Below are 14,671 nucleotides of genomic sequence, written 5' to 3'. Positions count from 1 at the left end.
CCCGCCGTTAAACCGCCTGGATCAGGACACGTGCTGCAGGAACTCCTGCAGACGCGGGCTTGGCGGATGATTGATCAGATCGTGCGGATTGCCGTCTTCGGCAATCCGGCCCTTGTCGATAAAGATCAGGCGCGACGCCACTTTTTCGGCAAAGCCGACTTCATGAGTGACGATGACCATCGTCATCCCTTCTTCGGCCAGATCCTGCATGACCTTCAGCACTTCGTGGCGCAGTTCCGGATCGAGCGCGGAGGTCGGCTCGTCGAACAGCATCATTTTCGGCTTCACCGCCAGCGCGCGCGCGATCGCCACGCGCTGCTGCTGGCCGCCCGACAGTTCAGACGGGTAATGGTGGGCGCGCTCCGCCAGACCGACCTTGGCCAGCAGCTCGCGCGCCAGCTTTTCCGCATCGGACTTCTTCGCGCCGCGTACGCGGATCGGGCCGAAGGCGACATTTTCCAGCGCCGTCAGGTGCGGGAACAGATAGAACTGCTGGAACACCATGCCGGCTTCCTGGCGGATCAACCGATCGTCCACTTTCGGATCGTTGGCTTTCAGGCCGTCGACGATCAGATCGCCGCTGGTCACCTCTTCCAGCTTGTTGATGCAGCGCAGCAGGGTGGATTTGCCGGAGCCGGACGGCCCGATGATCACCACCACTTCGCCTTTGTCGATCTTCAAATCGATGTTGTGCAGCACCTGGGTTTGGCCAAAATGCTTGGAGACGTTTTTAAATTCAATCACAGGATTTTCATCCTTCTTTCCAGACGACGCAGCACGAAGCTCAGCACCAGGGTAATAATCAGATAGATAACCGCCACGGCGCTCCAGATTTCCAGCGCGCGGAAGTTACCGGCAATAATTTCCTGACCCTGACGGGTCAGCTCCGCCACGCCGATCACGATGAACAGCGAGGTGTCTTTGATGCTGATGATCCACTGGTTGCCCAGCGGCGGCAGCATGCGGCGCAGCGCCAGCGGCATAATGACGTAGCGGATGGTTTCGCGGCGCGACAGGCCGAGCGCCAGGCCGGCCTCGCGGAAACCGTTATGGATAGACAGCACCGCGCCGCGGGTGATTTCCGCGATGTAGGCGCCGGAGTTGATCATGATGGTCACCACCGCCGCGGTGAACGGATCGATGCGCAAATCGGTGAACGCCATCGGCAGGGCGAAGTAAATGAACATCACCTGCACCACGATCGGCGTGCCGCGGATCACTTCGATAAACACCAACGCGATGTGGTTGGCGATCCAACCGCCGTAGGTGCGGGCAAAGCCGGCGACGAGGCCGATGATCAGGCCGCCAATCAGACCGAGGACCGAAATCCACAGGGTCATTTTGGCGCCCTCTAACAAGATAGGAATGGCGGGCCAGATGGCGCTCCAGTCGAACTGCATGATATTTCTCCCGGTGATCCCAAACGTGGGTATCAGATACAACGAAGCGCAGGGGGTTAAGCGCCCCCTGTGCTTAAGTTAATAGCTTGCCAAATTCACAGCTTACTTAGGTTCGGTGCCGAACCACTTCTTGTAGATTTCGTTATAGGTGCCGTTCTCGCGCAGGGTTTTCAGCGCGCCGTTCACCTTCTCGCGCAGCGCGTCGCTGCCTTTAGGGAAGGCGATGCCATACTGCTGCGCTTCCAGCGAATCGCCGACGGTTTTGAACTTGCCGGCGCCGGCCGTCTTAATGAAGTATAGGATGTTTGGCGTGTCGTGCAGCACCGCATCGGCGCGCTTGGTGCCCAGTTCCATGTAGGCGTTGTCGATGTTAGGGAACTGACGCAGATCCTTGGTTTTGATGTGCTGCTTGGCGTAATCCACCGAGCCGGTGCCGCTCTTCACCGCCACCACTTTGCCGTTCAGATCGTCGATGCTTTTCACGCTGTTGTTGTCGGCGTTGACCATCACCAGCAGGCCGCTCTTGTAGTAACCGTCGGAGAAGTCGATGGCTTTCTTGCGCTCATCGGTGATGGTGATGCCGGCCAGCGCCAGATCGACGTTTTTGGTCTGCAGCGCCGGAATGATGCCGCCGAAGTCCATCGGTTTCAGGGTGTAGTCCAACTTCAGCTCTTTGGCGACGGCGGCCCACAGGTCGATGTCGAAGCCGACGTATTTGTCGCCTTGTTTGAACTCAAAAGGAACGAATGCGGTGTCGGTGGCGACCACCAGTTTGTCTGCTGCGTGGGAACTTACGGCAAAGGCCAGAGAGAGTGCGGCCAGGGAGACTTTAAAAATCGACTTCATGAGAGGAATTCCTGTACAGGTTGCGGATTACCCATTTTTTATATTGCAGTTGGTGCCATGAAAAAATCGTGCCATGTTTTCAACTACTATAAAAACAAAGAGTTACTTCGTGATGTTGTGCCGGAAAGGCGAATTGTTATGGTTGTGCACCACAATGAGGCACTAAAATGGTGCGTAAGAATTATCTTGGTGCACGGGGCTATCATTAACCAAATTTTGGCTGTGAAACAACCGTTCTTTAACGTTTTTGCTTCAATATTGATAACTAACTCTAACTTTCATGATGCACCGACGGTGCAAGCGGGGGCCGCGAGAGGAGAAAAAGGGGAGCAGATAATGCTAACGCAACTGGCTGTCTTTGCTGCCGCGCCGGTTGTACAGGCTGGTGGCCGCGTGTTTTTTGTCTTGTTCGGTCTGGCAGGCGAGGCAATAACGCACGCCTTTTAACGCCTTGCGGCGCGCCTCGGGGATCGGTTCTCCGCATTCCTGGCAATAGCGTTCGCTCTCGCCGTGCCCGAGCGCTTCACGCGCGCGCTGCACCGCATCGTCGACGGTGGAATCAATCTGATCTTGTACGGCGCCGTCCGCCGCCCAGCCGCTGGCCATCATCACCTCCTGACAAGGAAACCCTACCGTTTAATATGGGCCGTTTTTTGTACAATGCAACGGTCGTGCAAAAGAAAACAGGCCGGGCGAAGCCCAGCCTGCGCTGCCCGGAACAACGGGCGATCTGCAACGCTTTCGCGTTATTCGATATTGGATTCGATGAACCACAGGAATTTGTCCAGATCGCGCGAGGCGGCGGTGAACATATCGGCGGTGTCTTCGTCTTCCACTTCGGTAATGGCTTTGCGGATGTCATTCGCGACCGCGCCGTAGCGATCGGCCAGCGCTTTCAGGTGCTCTTGCACGCTGTGGATATTGGTCGGGTAGCTTTTCAGCGGCGTCCGATCGTTCACCACCTGTACGGTGCCCAGCGCCACGCCGCCCAGTTGCACCACGCGTTCGGCGAAGGTGTCCTGATGCTCGATGATAGCGGTGCGGAAGCCGTCCAGCATTTCATGGACCGCAATGAAGTTCGCGCCGCGCATGTTCCAGTGCGCCTGTTTGGTGATCAACGAAAGATCGATAAATTGCACGACCTGATGGTTCAGCGCCTTGATGGCGGCCAGTTTAACTTTTTCGTCCAGATCGTTACGGGTATACAGCAGATCAGAAGATTTCGTTTTCACCAGTTTAGCGGTACTCATATCAGATATCCTCTTGATTAGTCGTTGTCCTATTTCGTTACGGGATCAATTATAGCAGGGCTGTTTATTTTTGCCGGACGAAAATGGCTATTGCACAAATAGGGTTAGCCTACGAATAATTGGTCTGGTTGAATTTTTATTTAATGCAACAGCATGAAAAATATAATTATTCATCATTCACTGATTTATTATTTATGGCTGTGAAAATTTACCTTGGTTATTTTATTTTTTCGCCTGCGGGTTTCGGCTAAATATCCGCTTTGTTATCGTGGTGTTAATTTCTCATCCATTCATATTGATAGCGGTAATTGATGCCGCTACAGTAGGGCAATTATCCTCTCTCTTTATAGGCGAATAATGAAAATTAACGTCGTCGGCACCAGCGGCAGCGGTAAAAGCACCCTGGCGCGTCAACTGGCGGAACGGCTTGGCGTGCCCTATATCGAGATGGACAGGCTGTATTGGCGGCCCGAATGGCAGGGAACGCCCGATGACGCGTTCCTGGCGCGGCTTGAACAGACGCTGGCCGAAGCGGGGGATGGCTGGGTGCTGGACGGCAATTACAGCCGCACGCAACCGATCAAGTGGCGCGAGGTCGATTATATCCTGTGGCTGGACTACGGTTTCTGCCGCACGTTGTGGCAAGCCGTGCGGCGCGCGTGCCGACGCGCGGCCAGCAAAAGCGAGCTGTGGCCGGGCACCGGCAATCGGGAAAGCTTCCGCCGTTCTTTCTTTAGCCGCGAGTCGATCGTGCTGTGGACGATCCGCACTTACTCGAAGAACCGGCGAAAATACCTGGCGGAGATGGCCCGTCCCGACGCCGGACGCCGTTTCAAGCGCTTGCGCTCTCCCCGCCAGGCCGCCGATTTTCTACGGGCGCTGCCGCAGGCTCACAGCAGCAGGCGGTGATGGATCCTCACCACCGCTTTCTTGACGTGCTGCGGCTGCTGCCACAGGCAGCCGGTCTTATGCGGTTCCATCTGGAAAAAGATCGCGAACATACCGTGCGTCATGTGCAGCGTTTGCGGGTGGCGTTTGATGTCCAGCAGCAGCAGGTCGCTATTTTCTGCATGCGGATGTTCGCGATGCCAGTCGCCCGCCAGGCCGTATTCGATGCGTTCTTCGCCGCTGATCAGCAGATGCAGCGCGATGTACTCCTGATGCATTTCGGCACGCTTTTCCGCCGCCGGCACGGTGGTCAGCGTCATCACGTCCATAAAGATGTTATCGCCGTCGATCGGGTGATGGCCCAGCGCCAGTTCGGGCAGGTCGCATCGGCGCAACTCGGTCAGGGTTGAAACCAGCGCTGGCGCGAGTCCGCGGCCGAAGCGTGGGTTGAACAGGCTGTTGTGAATCACTGTTATTCTCCATGTGAGCGAAAGTCCAAAGAGCCTGCGATACAGGCTAAGGGGAAGTATGCCGATTTGTCACGAGGAAAACAGTTAACCCGCCTGCATTCCGGCGTTGCGGTCGGCAGGCGAGTCAGGCGATCAGGAAAGGCTTTCGAGGCGCGGTTTGGGGCGAATGGTCAGGGCGGAACCCATGGAGGCGGCGATGATCGCCGCCAGCGCCAACCATTGTACGCCGCTCAGGTGTTCGCCGAGGAACAGCATGCCGGACAGCGCCGCCATCGCCGGCTCCAGGCTCATCAAGGTGCCGAAAGTGCGCGCCGGAATTTTGGGCAGCGCGATGATCTCCAGCGAATAAGGCAGCGCGGTGGAGAGGATCGCCACCGCCAGCGCGACCGGCAGAATATCGAGGTTGAACAGCACGCTGCCGGTTTGCCAGGCGCCGATCGGGCAGAACACCAACGCGGCGATCAACGAACCGAGCGCCACCGTGCCGGGGCCGTGATCGCCGCCGGCCTTTTGGCCGAAAATGATATAGACCGCCCAGCAGGCGCCGGCGCCGAGCGCGCAGGCGGCGCCGAACGGATCGATCCCGCCCACGCCGTGGCCGAGCGGCAACAGGAACCACAACCCGGCGATCGCCAGCGCCACCCAGAGAAAGTCGATCGGCCGCCGCGACGAGAACATGGCCACCGCCAACGGGCCGGTAAACTCCAACGCCACGGCGATGCCGAGCGGCACGGTGCGCAGCGACAGGTAGAACAGGTAGTTCATCGCGCCGAGCGACAGGCCGTAAATCAGCAGCGGCAAGCGGCTGCCGGCGACGATGCGCATACGCCACGGGCGGAAGATAATGAACAGAATCAGGGTGCCGATGAAAAGACGCAGCGTCGTAATGCCTTCCGCGCCCACGATCGGGAACAGGCTTTTGGCCAACGAGGCACCGCTTTGGATAGACACCATGGCGATGATTAACAGACAGATGGGCAGCAGCGCGGAGGGCGCTCTGCCGGAAGTAGATAACGACATCCTTAACGGGCCTTTTTTGCGCCGTTCCTCAGCCTTGAGAAAACGGTCGAAACGGGGATGCGAGCAGTGTAAATGAAATGGCGAAAATCTGTCTGAGAAAAGCGCGCATCGCGGTGAAATCCGCCGATCCTCGGATGAGATGTGGCGAATTTGGTCAAAAAGTGCGCTTTTTCTTAAGAATTATCTGGATATTAAATTGGTGATTTTTGTCACAGAACGCCGTAGAATACGGCCGAAAATAGAGCGAAAAGAAGCAGATACACTGTTCTTGAAATCTTCTGTTACACGATATAAAGCATTAGACACTCATTTCAAGGCAGAGTTTCACGCTAATTTTTGTTATATTTTCAAAGCATGAACAAATGGATGTACTTAATAATAAAACGCGTTTGAGGTGGTTATGAAAAAAATTGCATGTCTTTCCGCAGTAGCAGCTTGCGTATTAGCAGTTAGCGCAGGTACCGCATTCGCTGGTCAGAGCACCGTATCCGCTGGCTATGCGCAGGGTGATCTCCAAGGCGTTGCTAACAAGGCCAACGGTTTCAACCTGAAATACCGTTACGAGTTCGACAACAACCCACTGGGTGTGATCGGCTCCTTCACCCACCTGGAAAAAAATCGTTCTGAAAGCGGTTTCTACAAGAAATCTCAGTACGATTCCATCACCGCAGGTCCAGCTTACCGCTTCAACGACTGGGCGAGCATCTACGGTGTGATCGGTGTTGGCTACGGCAAAAACATCGACAACGCCCAGGCTGGCGGTAACAAAGGTGGCAACAGCGACTACGGCTTCACCTACGGTGCCGGTCTGCAGTTCAACCCAATCGAAAACGTTGCCCTGGACGTTGGCTACGAGCAGAGCCGCATCCGCAGCGTGGACGTTGGCAGCTGGAACGTTGGCGTAGGCTACCGCTTCTAAGATTTCTTCATGCCTGCGGGCGTGAATGCGCGGCACAGGTTGCCGCGCGGATAAAAAATCCGCCTTCGGGCGGATTTTTTTTATCTGTCATTAGCCGCCGCGCCCCGTCGGCTGCGTCGAAAAGCGCGCGCTGCGGGCATCGCGCTCATAGCCTTGCGGTTCGGTCAGTAAACCGTACAGCTCGGGGCGGCGTCCGTAAATCCAGCGGCGGCCGGTGCTGAGCGGGATCAGCGTCAGATCGAGATCGGCGCTGACCAGCCGGTCCTCCGCCGCCCAGGTCTCCGCCACGATGCGGCCGTAGGGATCGAGGATCATCGCATTGCCGGTGCGTACCTCATCGTCATCGCGGCCCACGCCGTTGCTGAACAGCAAAAACAGCCCGTTGTCATGAGCGCGCGAGGGCAGCCAGCGCATCAGCCAGCCGCGGCCGTGTTCGCCGCGAAAGGCGGCTTCTATCGCCTGCGGATCTTCCGCTCGCCGCTGCCACAGCGCCTGTGGGATCGGCTTCATACCGTGCGGGCTGCGCGAATGGGTGCCGCCGGTCTGGTGCGGGGCCATCAACACCTCCGCGCCCAGCAGCGCCGTCGCGCGCGCATTCTCCACCAGATTGTTGTCCCAACAGATCAATACGCCCACGCGCACGCCCCAGGGGGTGTCGAACACCGTATAGCGATCGCCGCTGGCGAGAGCCGGATGTTCGAAGGCGTGCAGTTTACGGTGCACATGCAGCGCGCCGTCCGGCAGGCATACGGCGTAGGCGTTGTAGCAACGGCCGTCATCGCCCAGCTCGATCAGCCCGACGCCGATCGCCATGTTGTAACGCTCCGCCAGCGGGCGAATGCGCGCCAGCGAAGGGCTGGCCGCGATCGGTTCCGCCAGCGCCCGCACTTCGGCGTCGGACAGATGGCGTACGTGCCAATAGCCGGTGATGCACATTTCCGGGAAGGCCAGCAGCTGTACCTGCTGCTCGGCCGCCTGAGCGATAAAGCGCTCGATGGTCGACAGGTTGTAATTTTTATCGTTGGCGCGATGCTGGAATTGCACCGTGGCGGCGCGCAATGAGATGGTCATGGGGTCTCTCCGGTTAGGGTCTGCGTTGATTACAGCAGGTGGATTGATTACTGTATAATCAATTAAATTCCCTATTCGATAACTTAATGGAATGGATATAAAACAACTGCGCGCCCTGGTGGCGCTGGCCGAACAGGGCAACTATCGTCAGGCGGCGAGCCGGCTATGCATCAGCCAACCGGCGCTGAGCAAGCAAATTCAGGCGCTGGAAACCCAGCTCGGCGTTCGATTGTTCGAGCGTGGCCGACAGGGGGCGGTGCTCACCGCCGGCGGGCAGCGGCTCTACCCGGAGGCGCAGGTTCTGGTGGCGCAGTACCAGCAGTTTCAGCGGCGCGCGCGGCGGGTGGCCCTCGGGGAAGCGGGGCGGCTGTCGCTGGGATTTGGCCTTTCCAGCTTTCATCTGGCGCCGCAGCTGGTGGCGGCCTTTCGCCAACGGTTCCCCGAGGTGGCGATCGGCCTGGAGGACTTGCCGTCGGAACGCCAGTATCAGCTGTTGCTGCAGGGAGAGTTGCAGGCGGGGTTCGTGCGCTTGCCGGTCAATACGCCGCTGTGCGGCGTGGCATTGCTGAGCGATCGGTTGGTGCTGGCCGCGCCGGGCGCGCTGGCGCTGCGCGCCGACGATTTGATGGCGCGTTTCAATCAGTTGCCGCTGTTGCAATTGACGCCCAAACGCGGGCGCGGGCTGAGCGATCAGTCGCTGCGGTTTATCGCCGCTCACCGGTTGACGCCGAATGTGGTGCAGCAGGCCGGTGATATCCAAACGTTGTTGGCGTTGGTTGCCGCCGGCGTCGGTGTCGCGCTGCTGCCGCACAGCATCACGCATATCGCGCCGGCCGGCATCGACATTTTACCGCTGAGCGGCGAGGAGACGGAGTGGCAGGTCGGTATCGCCTGGGATCCGCAGCGCGCCGACGCGCTGCGGGACAACTTCATTCAGACGGCGTTGACGGTGCAACGCGCTTAGGCATTCAAAGCGGGCAATGCATCACGACAATCGGGCTCTGGTGATACTCGCTGCGGTGGCTTTCGCTAAAGCCGACTTTTTTCGCCAGCGCCAGCGAGGCCTGGTTTTCCGGCGAGATGATGCAGACGGTTTGCTCGCCCGGCAGATGCGTCTTACCCCAGGCCAGCGCCGCCCGCAGCGCCTCGGTGGCGTAGCCTTTGCCGTGCGCCGAGCTCACCAGCGTCCAGCCCATTTCCGGCGCGTCGAGCGCCGGGGTGATGTCGCGCAGGAAGTTGGAGAAGCCGATGCTGCCGAGATACTCGCCGCTTTGTTTGTCACGCACCGCCCAATACCCGTATCCCAGCAGCGCCCAGTGGCCGACGTAGCGCATCAGGCGCCCCCAGGAGTCTTCCCGGTCGCGCGGCGTGCCGCCGATATAGCGCACCACCAGCGGATCGGCCCACAGCGCGGCCAGCGAGTCGAAGTCGTCCAGCGTGTGCGCGTCCAGCCGCAGGCGTTCGGTGATAAGCGTTGGCGCGGTGTTGATTACGGTCATGTTGCTGCTCCTGCACAGGGTGAAAGGCGATGAAAAACAACGGCGTTCAGTATGCCAGAGAAATCACACCGCCAGCCACAACAGCCAGGTGAACAGAAAGCCGCTCAGGCCGAGCAGGGTGGTCAGCACCGTCCAGGTCTTCAGGCCATCGGCCACCGACAGCCCCAAATAGCGCGTGACGATCCAAAAACCGGAGTCGTTGACGTGGGAAAGCCCCAGCCCGCCAAAACAGGTCGCCAACGTCACCAGCACCAGCTGCAGCTGATTCAGCCCGCTGACCGCTTCCGACAACAGGCCGCCGGTGGTCAGGATCGCCACGGTGGCGGAACCCTGTGAAGCGCGCAGCGCCAGCGAAATGATAAAGGCGGCGGGCACCAGCGGCAGGCCGATGGCCGTCAGTACTTCGGCCAGCGCCTTGCCGACGCCGGATTCCACCAGCACCTTGCCGAACACGCCGCCCGCGCCGGTCACCAGGATCACCACCGCGGCGGTCGGCAGCGCGGCGCCCATCACGTCGCTGGCGTGTTGCAGGCTCCAGCCGCGGCGCAGCGCCAGGAAGTAGAAGGCCAGCAGCAGGGCTATCATCAGCGCCACCGCCGGCGACCCCAGCAGAGACAGCGCATCGCGCAGCGCCGAGCCTGCCGGCAACAGCGTGGCGGAGACGGTGCCGAGCATGATGATGGCGATCGGGATGACGATCAGCGCCGCCACCAGGCCGGCGCCAGGCGGGTTGATGCGATCGCTGAGCGGCGCTTGCCCTTCCGGACGCGGCTCTGGCGCCGCCAGCTGCAGCTGTTCCAGCACCTCTATCGATAACGGATAGGTTTTGCGGTTGAGGTAGTTGGCGGCGAAATAGCCGATCACGCCGACCGGAATACAGATCGCGAGGCCGATGATGGTCAGCCAACCGATGTCGGCGTTGAGCAGGCCGGCGGCGGCGACCGGGCCGGGGTGCGGCGGCAGCGCGACGTGTACCGTTAACATCACGCCGGCCATCGGCAGGCCGAACTTCAGCGGCGACACTTTGGCGACCTTGGCGAAGCCGTAAATAATCGGCGCCAGAATGATAAAGCCGACGTCGAAGAAGACCGGAATGCCGAGGATAAATGCGGCGAGGGTCAGCGCGGCGACGGTATGTTTCGGCCCCAGCCCCTGGCTGAAGCGTTGCGCCAGCGACTCGGCGCCGCCCGAGTGTTCGATCATGCGCCCGAGCATCGCCCCCAGACCGATGATGATGGTCACCGAGCCGAGCACGCCGCCCATCCCGGCGGTCATCACTTTCATCACTTCACCGGTCGGAATGCCGCTGGCCAACGCCACCAGCAGACTGACCACCAACAGCGCGACAAAGGGTTGCACCTTCGCCTTGATCACCATCAATAACAGCAGCACCACGCCGAGTACGGCAATCAGCAACAGCAGAGAGGTAGACATGAAAAAAGCCTTTCGTTGGGTAAGCGTTGGGCACCGCGATCGCCGCGTGGCGATACGGGTGCGTTTCATTGTTATAAAATCGTTTTCCTGGTGTCGGCGTGCGGCTTTAGCGGTAAGGCTTCAGCCAGCCGAGTCCGGCGGCGGTGTCGCCGCGCGGGCGGTATTCGCAACCGATCCAGCCCTGATAGCCGAGCGCATCCAGCTTGTCGAACAGCCACGGGTAATTCAGTTCGCCCTCGTCCGGTTCATGACGATCCGGCACCGAGGCTATCTGGATATGCGCGTAGCGCCCGGCCAGCGTTTCCAGCAGCCCGCTGATATTGCCGTCCACTAACTGCGCGTGGAAAAAGTCGAACTGGATGAACACGTTCGGTCTCTCGATCGCCGCCACCGCTTCCGCCGCCTGATGTTGACTGGCGAACAGGTAGTCGGGCTTGACCGGCGGGCTGAGCGCTTCGATCAGCACCTTGACGCCGTGCGGGGCGAAGGCGTCGGCGGCATAGCGCGCATTGGCGATAAAGGTGTCGAGATAACGCTGCCGATCCGCGCCCGCGGGCACCACGCCGGCCATCAGGTGCACGCAGGGGCAGGAAAGGGCGATGGCGTAGGCCAGCGCGCGATCGATATCAGCGCGCGCATCTTGCTCGCGGCCCGGCAGCGCCGCCAGCCCCCATTCGCCGGCGGCGACATCGCCGGGCGCGGTATTGAACAGCACCTGTTGCAGGCCGTGTTCGCGCAGCTTTTCGGCCAACAGCTCGGCGGGATATTCGTAAGGGAACAGGAATTCCACCGCGCTGAAGCCTTGTTCGGCAGCGGCGGTGAAGCGATCGAGGAACGGCACCTCGGTAAACATCATCGATAAATTGGCGGCAAATTTAGGCATGGGTCAGCTCCGTAATTCGGCAATTTCATCATCGGTCAAATAGCGGATCGGACGATCGCCAAGGGTGAAGATCAGCCGCGCCGCATCTTCCATCTCTTCGGCATTGTCCGCCGCCGCTCGCAGGTTTTTACCGGTCACCACCGGCCCGTGGTTGGCCAGCAAAAAGGCGCGGTGGGTCGGCGCCAGGCGAGCCAGATCCTGCGCCAGCCTTTCGTCACCGGGGCGATAGTAGGGCACCACCGGCACCTTGCCGACGCGCATCACCACATAGGGGGTGAACGGTTTGATGGCGTTGTCGACGTCCAGCCCCTGCAGGCAAGAGAGCGCCGTGAGGTAGGTGCAATGCAGGTGCACCACCGCTTTGCATTCAGGATTGTTCAGATACAGCGCTCGGTGAAAGCTGATCTCTTTCGACGGCTTGTCGCCGGAGAGCCAGTCGCCGTTCAGGCTCACTTTAGACAGGCGATCGGCCTGCAGCTCGCCCAGGCAAGAGCCGGTCGGCGTCGCCAGCAGCGCGCCGTCCGGCAGCAACAGCGAGAGGTTGCCGGCGGAACCGGTGGCGTAACCGCGTTGAAAAAACGAGGCGCCGAGGCGCACCATCTCTTCGCGCGCCTGTTGTTCGATGGTCATGGTCATACTGGAAACTCCGTTTGCGCGCGCGCGAAGAAGGCTTCATCGCCAAAATTGCCTGATTTCAGCGCCAGGGAAATCGCCCGATCGCTGGCGCGCACCCAGGGAACGCCGGGGGAAATGCTGGGGCCAATATGGAAGCCGCGAATGCCCAGCGCCTGCGTGACCACGCCGGAGGTTTCTCCGCCGGCGACGATAAAGCGGCTGAATCCCAACTGGCGCAGTTGCACCACCAATTCGGCGAACAACGCCTCCACCGCCTCGCTGGCGGCGCTACCGTGCTGCCGTTGCGTTTGCTGCAGCGCTTCCGGCGCCGCGGTGGCATAGATCAGCGGGGCAAGCGCCTCCCCGGCGTGATGCTGCGCCCAGTGCGCCAACTCGGCGGCGTAGGCGGCGCGTGCCTGCGGTTCGAGGCAACGGTCGATATCGATGGCCTGCGCCGAAGCGCGCTCGCGATAGTGCGCCACCTGCCGGTTAGTCATCACAGAACACGAGCCCGACAGCACCGCCGCTTTTTCCCCCTGCGGCGCGCCGGCCGCCTCTGCCGCACGATCGCCGCTTTGCGCCCATTGCCGCGCCAGGCCGATCGCCAGGCCCGAACCGCCGGTCACCAGCTTCATCGTTTTCAACGCTTCACCCTGGATGAGCAGATGCCGCTCGTTGAGCGTATCCAGCACCGCGTAGCGCACGCCTTCCTGGGCCAGTTGGCGCAGCTTCTCGCTGACCGCCTCGGCGCCGCGATCCATTTCCGCCGCCGTCACCAGCCCGCAGCGCCCGGCGGCCTGGGATTCCATCAGGCGCAGCAGGTTGCTGTCGGTCATTGGCGTGACCGGGTGATGACGCATGCCGGATTCAGACAGCAGCTGTTCCCCGACGAACAGGTGGCCCTGATAGACCGTGCGGCCGTTTACCGGCAACGCCGGTGAGACAACCGTGAAATTTTCCCCCAGCGCGGTGAGCAGGGCGTCGGTCACCGGGCCGATATTGCCCTGTGCGGTGCTGTCGAAAGTGGAGCAGTATTTGAAGTAGAACTGGCGGCAGCCCTGTTTTTGCAACCAGGCCAGCGCCTGCAACGACAGTTCGACCGCCTGTTCTGCCGGGCAGGAACGCGATTTCAGGCTGATGACCGCCGCCTGCGCATTGATCTGGGTTTCGTCTTGCGGCACGCCGTTCAGCTGCACCGTCGGCAGGCCGTTTTGCACCAGAAAACTGGCGATGTCGGTCGCGCCGGTAAAGTCATCCGCGATTACGCCAAGCAGCATCAGAGCGCCTCCTTTTTCTGCGGCAGATCGATGCCGGCAAAGATTTTGATTACCGCACTGTCATCTTCTTTACCGTAACCGGCGTTGCTGGCGGCGGTAAACATGGTGAAAGCGGTAGAGGCCAGCGGCAGCGGGAAGTGCAGCGCCTTGGCGGTATCCGCCACCAGCCCCAAATCCTTGACGAAGATATCCACCGCCGATTTGGGCGCATAGTCGCCGTCGACCACGTGGCGCATGCGATTTTCGAACATCCAGGAGTTGCCGGCGGCGTGGGTGACCACGTCGTACATCACGTCTAGCGGGATGCCGGCGCGGGCAGCCAGCGCCATGGCTTCCGCTCCGGCGGCGATGTGCACGCCGGCCAACAGCTGATGGATGATTTTTACCGTCGCGCCCAGGCCGATCGTCTCGCCGATGCGGTAAACCTTGCCGGCGATGGCGTCCAACACGGGTTGCAGACGCTCGAAGGTGGCGTCGGCGCCGGCGGCCATCACCGTCATCTGGCCTTCCTCCGCCTTGGCCGCTCCGCCGGAAACCGGCGCGTCCAGCATCGGTAGCCCGTATTCCAGCAGCCGTTGCTCGATCTGTTTGGCGTCATCGGCGGAAATGGTCGAAGAGACCATCACCGCTGTGCCTGGCTTGAGCTTTGGCGCCAGGCATTGTTCGCCGAACAGGATCTGCTTCACCTGGGCGGCGTTCACCACCAGCAGCAGCACGGCGTCCAGCTCGGCCGCGAAGTCGCAGGCGCTGGTAGACGCTTGTTTCGCGCCAGCCTGTTGCAGCGTCGCCAGCGCCTGCGGATTCAGGTCCGCCCCGTAGGTGGTCAATCCGGCGCGGAGGCACGAACGCGCCGCGCCCATGCCCATCGCGCCCAGCCCGATGATGCAGACGGCATAATTCCCTGGGTGTGTCATACTGCACTCCTGTTAATTTTAGTGATAATTTGTTTTGTTGTGTTAAATGTAAGCGCTTGTCGACGGTTTATCCGCGATCGATATCACAATAATTAACAATATGTGAAACGAATTTTTCGTCTGATTTCTGGCCCGTATCAACATTACTATTATGTTTTTAAATAAGTTTATGTTTACCTGGACTA

At 60.2% G+C, this 14,671-nt stretch carries 17 protein-coding genes; 3 read left to right on the top strand and 14 right to left on the bottom strand.

Annotated features, from left to right (window positions below):
• Positions 1 to 21: 21 nt before the first annotated feature.
• The 5 genes from glnQ to dps form a co-directional block, all read right to left on the bottom strand.
• Positions 22 to 744, bottom strand: a complete 723-nt coding sequence (gene glnQ, locus ADK28_RS14590) for a glutamine ABC transporter ATP-binding protein GlnQ (RefSeq protein ID WP_004939230.1) — start codon at positions 742 to 744, stop codon at positions 22 to 24.
• Positions 741 to 1,400 (bottom strand): glutamine ABC transporter permease GlnP, encoded by a 660-nt coding sequence (glnP, locus tag ADK28_RS14585; RefSeq protein ID WP_004939229.1) that lies wholly within the window; start codon positions 1,398 to 1,400, stop codon positions 741 to 743. Before glnP ends, glnQ begins: the two co-directional genes overlap by 4 nt.
• Positions 1,401 to 1,502: 102 nt before the next feature.
• Positions 1,503 to 2,246: a glutamine ABC transporter substrate-binding protein GlnH gene (gene glnH / locus ADK28_RS14580; RefSeq protein ID WP_019454486.1), complete on the bottom strand. Its 744-nt coding sequence runs from the start codon at positions 2,244 to 2,246 to the stop codon at positions 1,503 to 1,505.
• A gap of 339 nt (positions 2,247 to 2,585) precedes the next feature.
• On the bottom strand, positions 2,586 to 2,852 hold the full coding sequence (locus ADK28_RS14575; protein WP_033640926.1) for a DksA/TraR family C4-type zinc finger protein: 267 nt from the start codon (positions 2,850 to 2,852) through the stop codon (positions 2,586 to 2,588).
• Positions 2,853 to 2,992: 140 nt separating this feature from the next.
• Positions 2,993 to 3,496, bottom strand: a complete 504-nt coding sequence (gene dps / locus ADK28_RS14570) for a DNA starvation/stationary phase protection protein Dps (RefSeq protein WP_004939215.1) — start codon at positions 3,494 to 3,496, stop codon at positions 2,993 to 2,995.
• Between the two features lie 357 nt (positions 3,497 to 3,853).
• Between dps and ADK28_RS14565 the strand changes: the two genes are divergently transcribed.
• Positions 3,854 to 4,405 carry a shikimate kinase gene (locus ADK28_RS14565; RefSeq protein WP_048795959.1) on the top strand — a complete coding sequence of 184 codons (552 nt, stop codon included), beginning with the start codon at positions 3,854 to 3,856 and terminating at the stop codon, positions 4,403 to 4,405.
• On the opposite strand, the gene nanQ is transcribed toward ADK28_RS14565, so the two are convergent.
• Positions 4,387 to 4,854, bottom strand: a complete 468-nt coding sequence (nanQ, locus tag ADK28_RS14560; RefSeq protein ID WP_016928512.1) for an N-acetylneuraminate anomerase — start codon at positions 4,852 to 4,854, stop codon at positions 4,387 to 4,389. The two genes, ADK28_RS14565 and nanQ, sit on opposite strands and share 19 nt — an antisense overlap.
• 132 nt (positions 4,855 to 4,986) lie before the next feature.
• Positions 4,987 to 5,874 (bottom strand): threonine/homoserine exporter RhtA, encoded by an 888-nt coding sequence (gene rhtA / locus ADK28_RS14555; protein ID WP_004939202.1) that lies wholly within the window; start codon positions 5,872 to 5,874, stop codon positions 4,987 to 4,989.
• Between the two features lie 400 nt (positions 5,875 to 6,274).
• Between rhtA and ompX the strand changes: the two genes are divergently transcribed.
• On the top strand, positions 6,275 to 6,793 hold the full coding sequence (ompX, locus tag ADK28_RS14550) for an outer membrane protein OmpX (protein WP_004939201.1): 519 nt from the start codon (positions 6,275 to 6,277) through the stop codon (positions 6,791 to 6,793).
• 90 nt (positions 6,794 to 6,883) lie between these two features.
• Here the strand turns inward: ompX and ADK28_RS14545 are convergent, their stop codons facing one another.
• Positions 6,884 to 7,864 (bottom strand): nitrilase family protein, encoded by a 981-nt coding sequence (locus tag ADK28_RS14545; RefSeq protein WP_033640923.1) that lies wholly within the window; start codon positions 7,862 to 7,864, stop codon positions 6,884 to 6,886.
• A gap of 91 nt (positions 7,865 to 7,955) precedes the next feature.
• Between ADK28_RS14545 and ADK28_RS14540 the strand changes: the two genes are divergently transcribed.
• The gene (locus ADK28_RS14540) at positions 7,956 to 8,828 is read left to right on the top strand and encodes a LysR family transcriptional regulator (protein ID WP_048795958.1); all 873 of its coding nucleotides are present in this window, start codon (positions 7,956 to 7,958) and stop codon (positions 8,826 to 8,828) included.
• 4 nt (positions 8,829 to 8,832) lie between these two features.
• Here ADK28_RS14540 and ADK28_RS14535 read toward each other — a convergent pair whose 3' ends face one another.
• The 6 genes from ADK28_RS14535 to ltnD all read right to left on the bottom strand — a co-directional run bounded on the left by ADK28_RS14535 (position 8,833) and on the right by ltnD (position 14,486).
• Positions 8,833 to 9,363: a GNAT family N-acetyltransferase gene (locus ADK28_RS14535; protein WP_048795957.1), complete on the bottom strand. Its 531-nt coding sequence runs from the start codon at positions 9,361 to 9,363 to the stop codon at positions 8,833 to 8,835.
• 63 nt (positions 9,364 to 9,426) lie between these two features.
• Positions 9,427 to 10,797 (bottom strand): GntP family transporter, encoded by a 1,371-nt coding sequence (locus tag ADK28_RS14530; RefSeq protein ID WP_048795956.1) that lies wholly within the window; start codon positions 10,795 to 10,797, stop codon positions 9,427 to 9,429.
• A 106-nt stretch (positions 10,798 to 10,903) separates the two neighbouring features.
• Positions 10,904 to 11,680 carry a 2-oxo-tetronate isomerase gene (otnI, locus tag ADK28_RS14525; protein ID WP_048795955.1) on the bottom strand — a complete coding sequence of 259 codons (777 nt, stop codon included), beginning with the start codon at positions 11,678 to 11,680 and terminating at the stop codon, positions 10,904 to 10,906.
• A 3-nt stretch (positions 11,681 to 11,683) separates the two neighbouring features.
• Entirely contained in the window at positions 11,684 to 12,316 is a 633-nt protein-coding gene (locus ADK28_RS14520) for an aldolase (RefSeq protein ID WP_016928505.1), read from the bottom strand.
• Positions 12,313 to 13,572 (bottom strand): 3-oxo-tetronate kinase, encoded by a 1,260-nt coding sequence (otnK, locus tag ADK28_RS14515; protein WP_016928504.1) that lies wholly within the window; start codon positions 13,570 to 13,572, stop codon positions 12,313 to 12,315. The genes ADK28_RS14520 and otnK overlap by 4 nt, the downstream gene beginning before the upstream one ends.
• A complete protein-coding gene (ltnD, locus tag ADK28_RS14510; protein ID WP_048795954.1) occupies positions 13,572 to 14,486 on the bottom strand; it encodes an L-threonate dehydrogenase in 915 nt (304 codons plus the stop codon). Before ltnD ends, otnK begins: the two co-directional genes overlap by 1 nt.
• Positions 14,487 to 14,671: the final 185 nt, after the last annotated feature.

The organism is Serratia sp. 506_PEND, assembly GCF_001076875.1.
In the GTDB taxonomy this organism is placed as follows: domain Bacteria; phylum Pseudomonadota; class Gammaproteobacteria; order Enterobacterales; family Enterobacteriaceae; genus Serratia; species Serratia marcescens.
The sequence above is the reverse complement of the archived record's forward strand: the minus strand, read 5'-3'. Positions and strand labels throughout refer to the sequence as shown.

Coding starts and splice junctions, on each gene's coding strand:
- glnP (WP_004939229.1), bottom strand. CDS start 1,400: ATGCAGTTCGACTGGAGCGCCATCTGGCCCGCCATTCCTATCTTGTTA.
- glnH (WP_019454486.1), bottom strand. CDS start 2,246: ATGAAGTCGATTTTTAAAGTCTCCCTGGCCGCACTCTCTCTGGCCTTT.
- ADK28_RS14575 (WP_033640926.1), bottom strand. CDS start 2,852: ATGGCCAGCGGCTGGGCGGCGGACGGCGCCGTACAAGATCAGATTGAT.
- dps (WP_004939215.1), bottom strand. CDS start 3,496: ATGAGTACCGCTAAACTGGTGAAAACGAAATCTTCTGATCTGCTGTAT.
- ADK28_RS14565 (WP_048795959.1), top strand. CDS start 3,854: ATGAAAATTAACGTCGTCGGCACCAGCGGCAGCGGTAAAAGCACCCTG.
- rhtA (WP_004939202.1), bottom strand. CDS start 5,874: ATGTCGTTATCTACTTCCGGCAGAGCGCCCTCCGCGCTGCTGCCCATC.
- ompX (WP_004939201.1), top strand. CDS start 6,275: ATGAAAAAAATTGCATGTCTTTCCGCAGTAGCAGCTTGCGTATTAGCA.
- ADK28_RS14545 (WP_033640923.1), bottom strand. CDS start 7,864: ATGACCATCTCATTGCGCGCCGCCACGGTGCAATTCCAGCATCGCGCC.
- ADK28_RS14540 (WP_048795958.1), top strand. CDS start 7,956: ATGGATATAAAACAACTGCGCGCCCTGGTGGCGCTGGCCGAACAGGGC.
- ADK28_RS14535 (WP_048795957.1), bottom strand. CDS start 9,363: ATGACCGTAATCAACACCGCGCCAACGCTTATCACCGAACGCCTGCGG.
- ADK28_RS14530 (WP_048795956.1), bottom strand. CDS start 10,797: ATGTCTACCTCTCTGCTGTTGCTGATTGCCGTACTCGGCGTGGTGCTG.
- otnI (WP_048795955.1), bottom strand. CDS start 11,680: ATGCCTAAATTTGCCGCCAATTTATCGATGATGTTTACCGAGGTGCCG.
- ADK28_RS14520 (WP_016928505.1), bottom strand. CDS start 12,316: ATGACCATGACCATCGAACAACAGGCGCGCGAAGAGATGGTGCGCCTC.
- otnK (WP_016928504.1), bottom strand. CDS start 13,572: ATGCTGCTTGGCGTAATCGCGGATGACTTTACCGGCGCGACCGACATC.
- ltnD (WP_048795954.1), bottom strand. CDS start 14,486: ATGACACACCCAGGGAATTATGCCGTCTGCATCATCGGGCTGGGCGCG.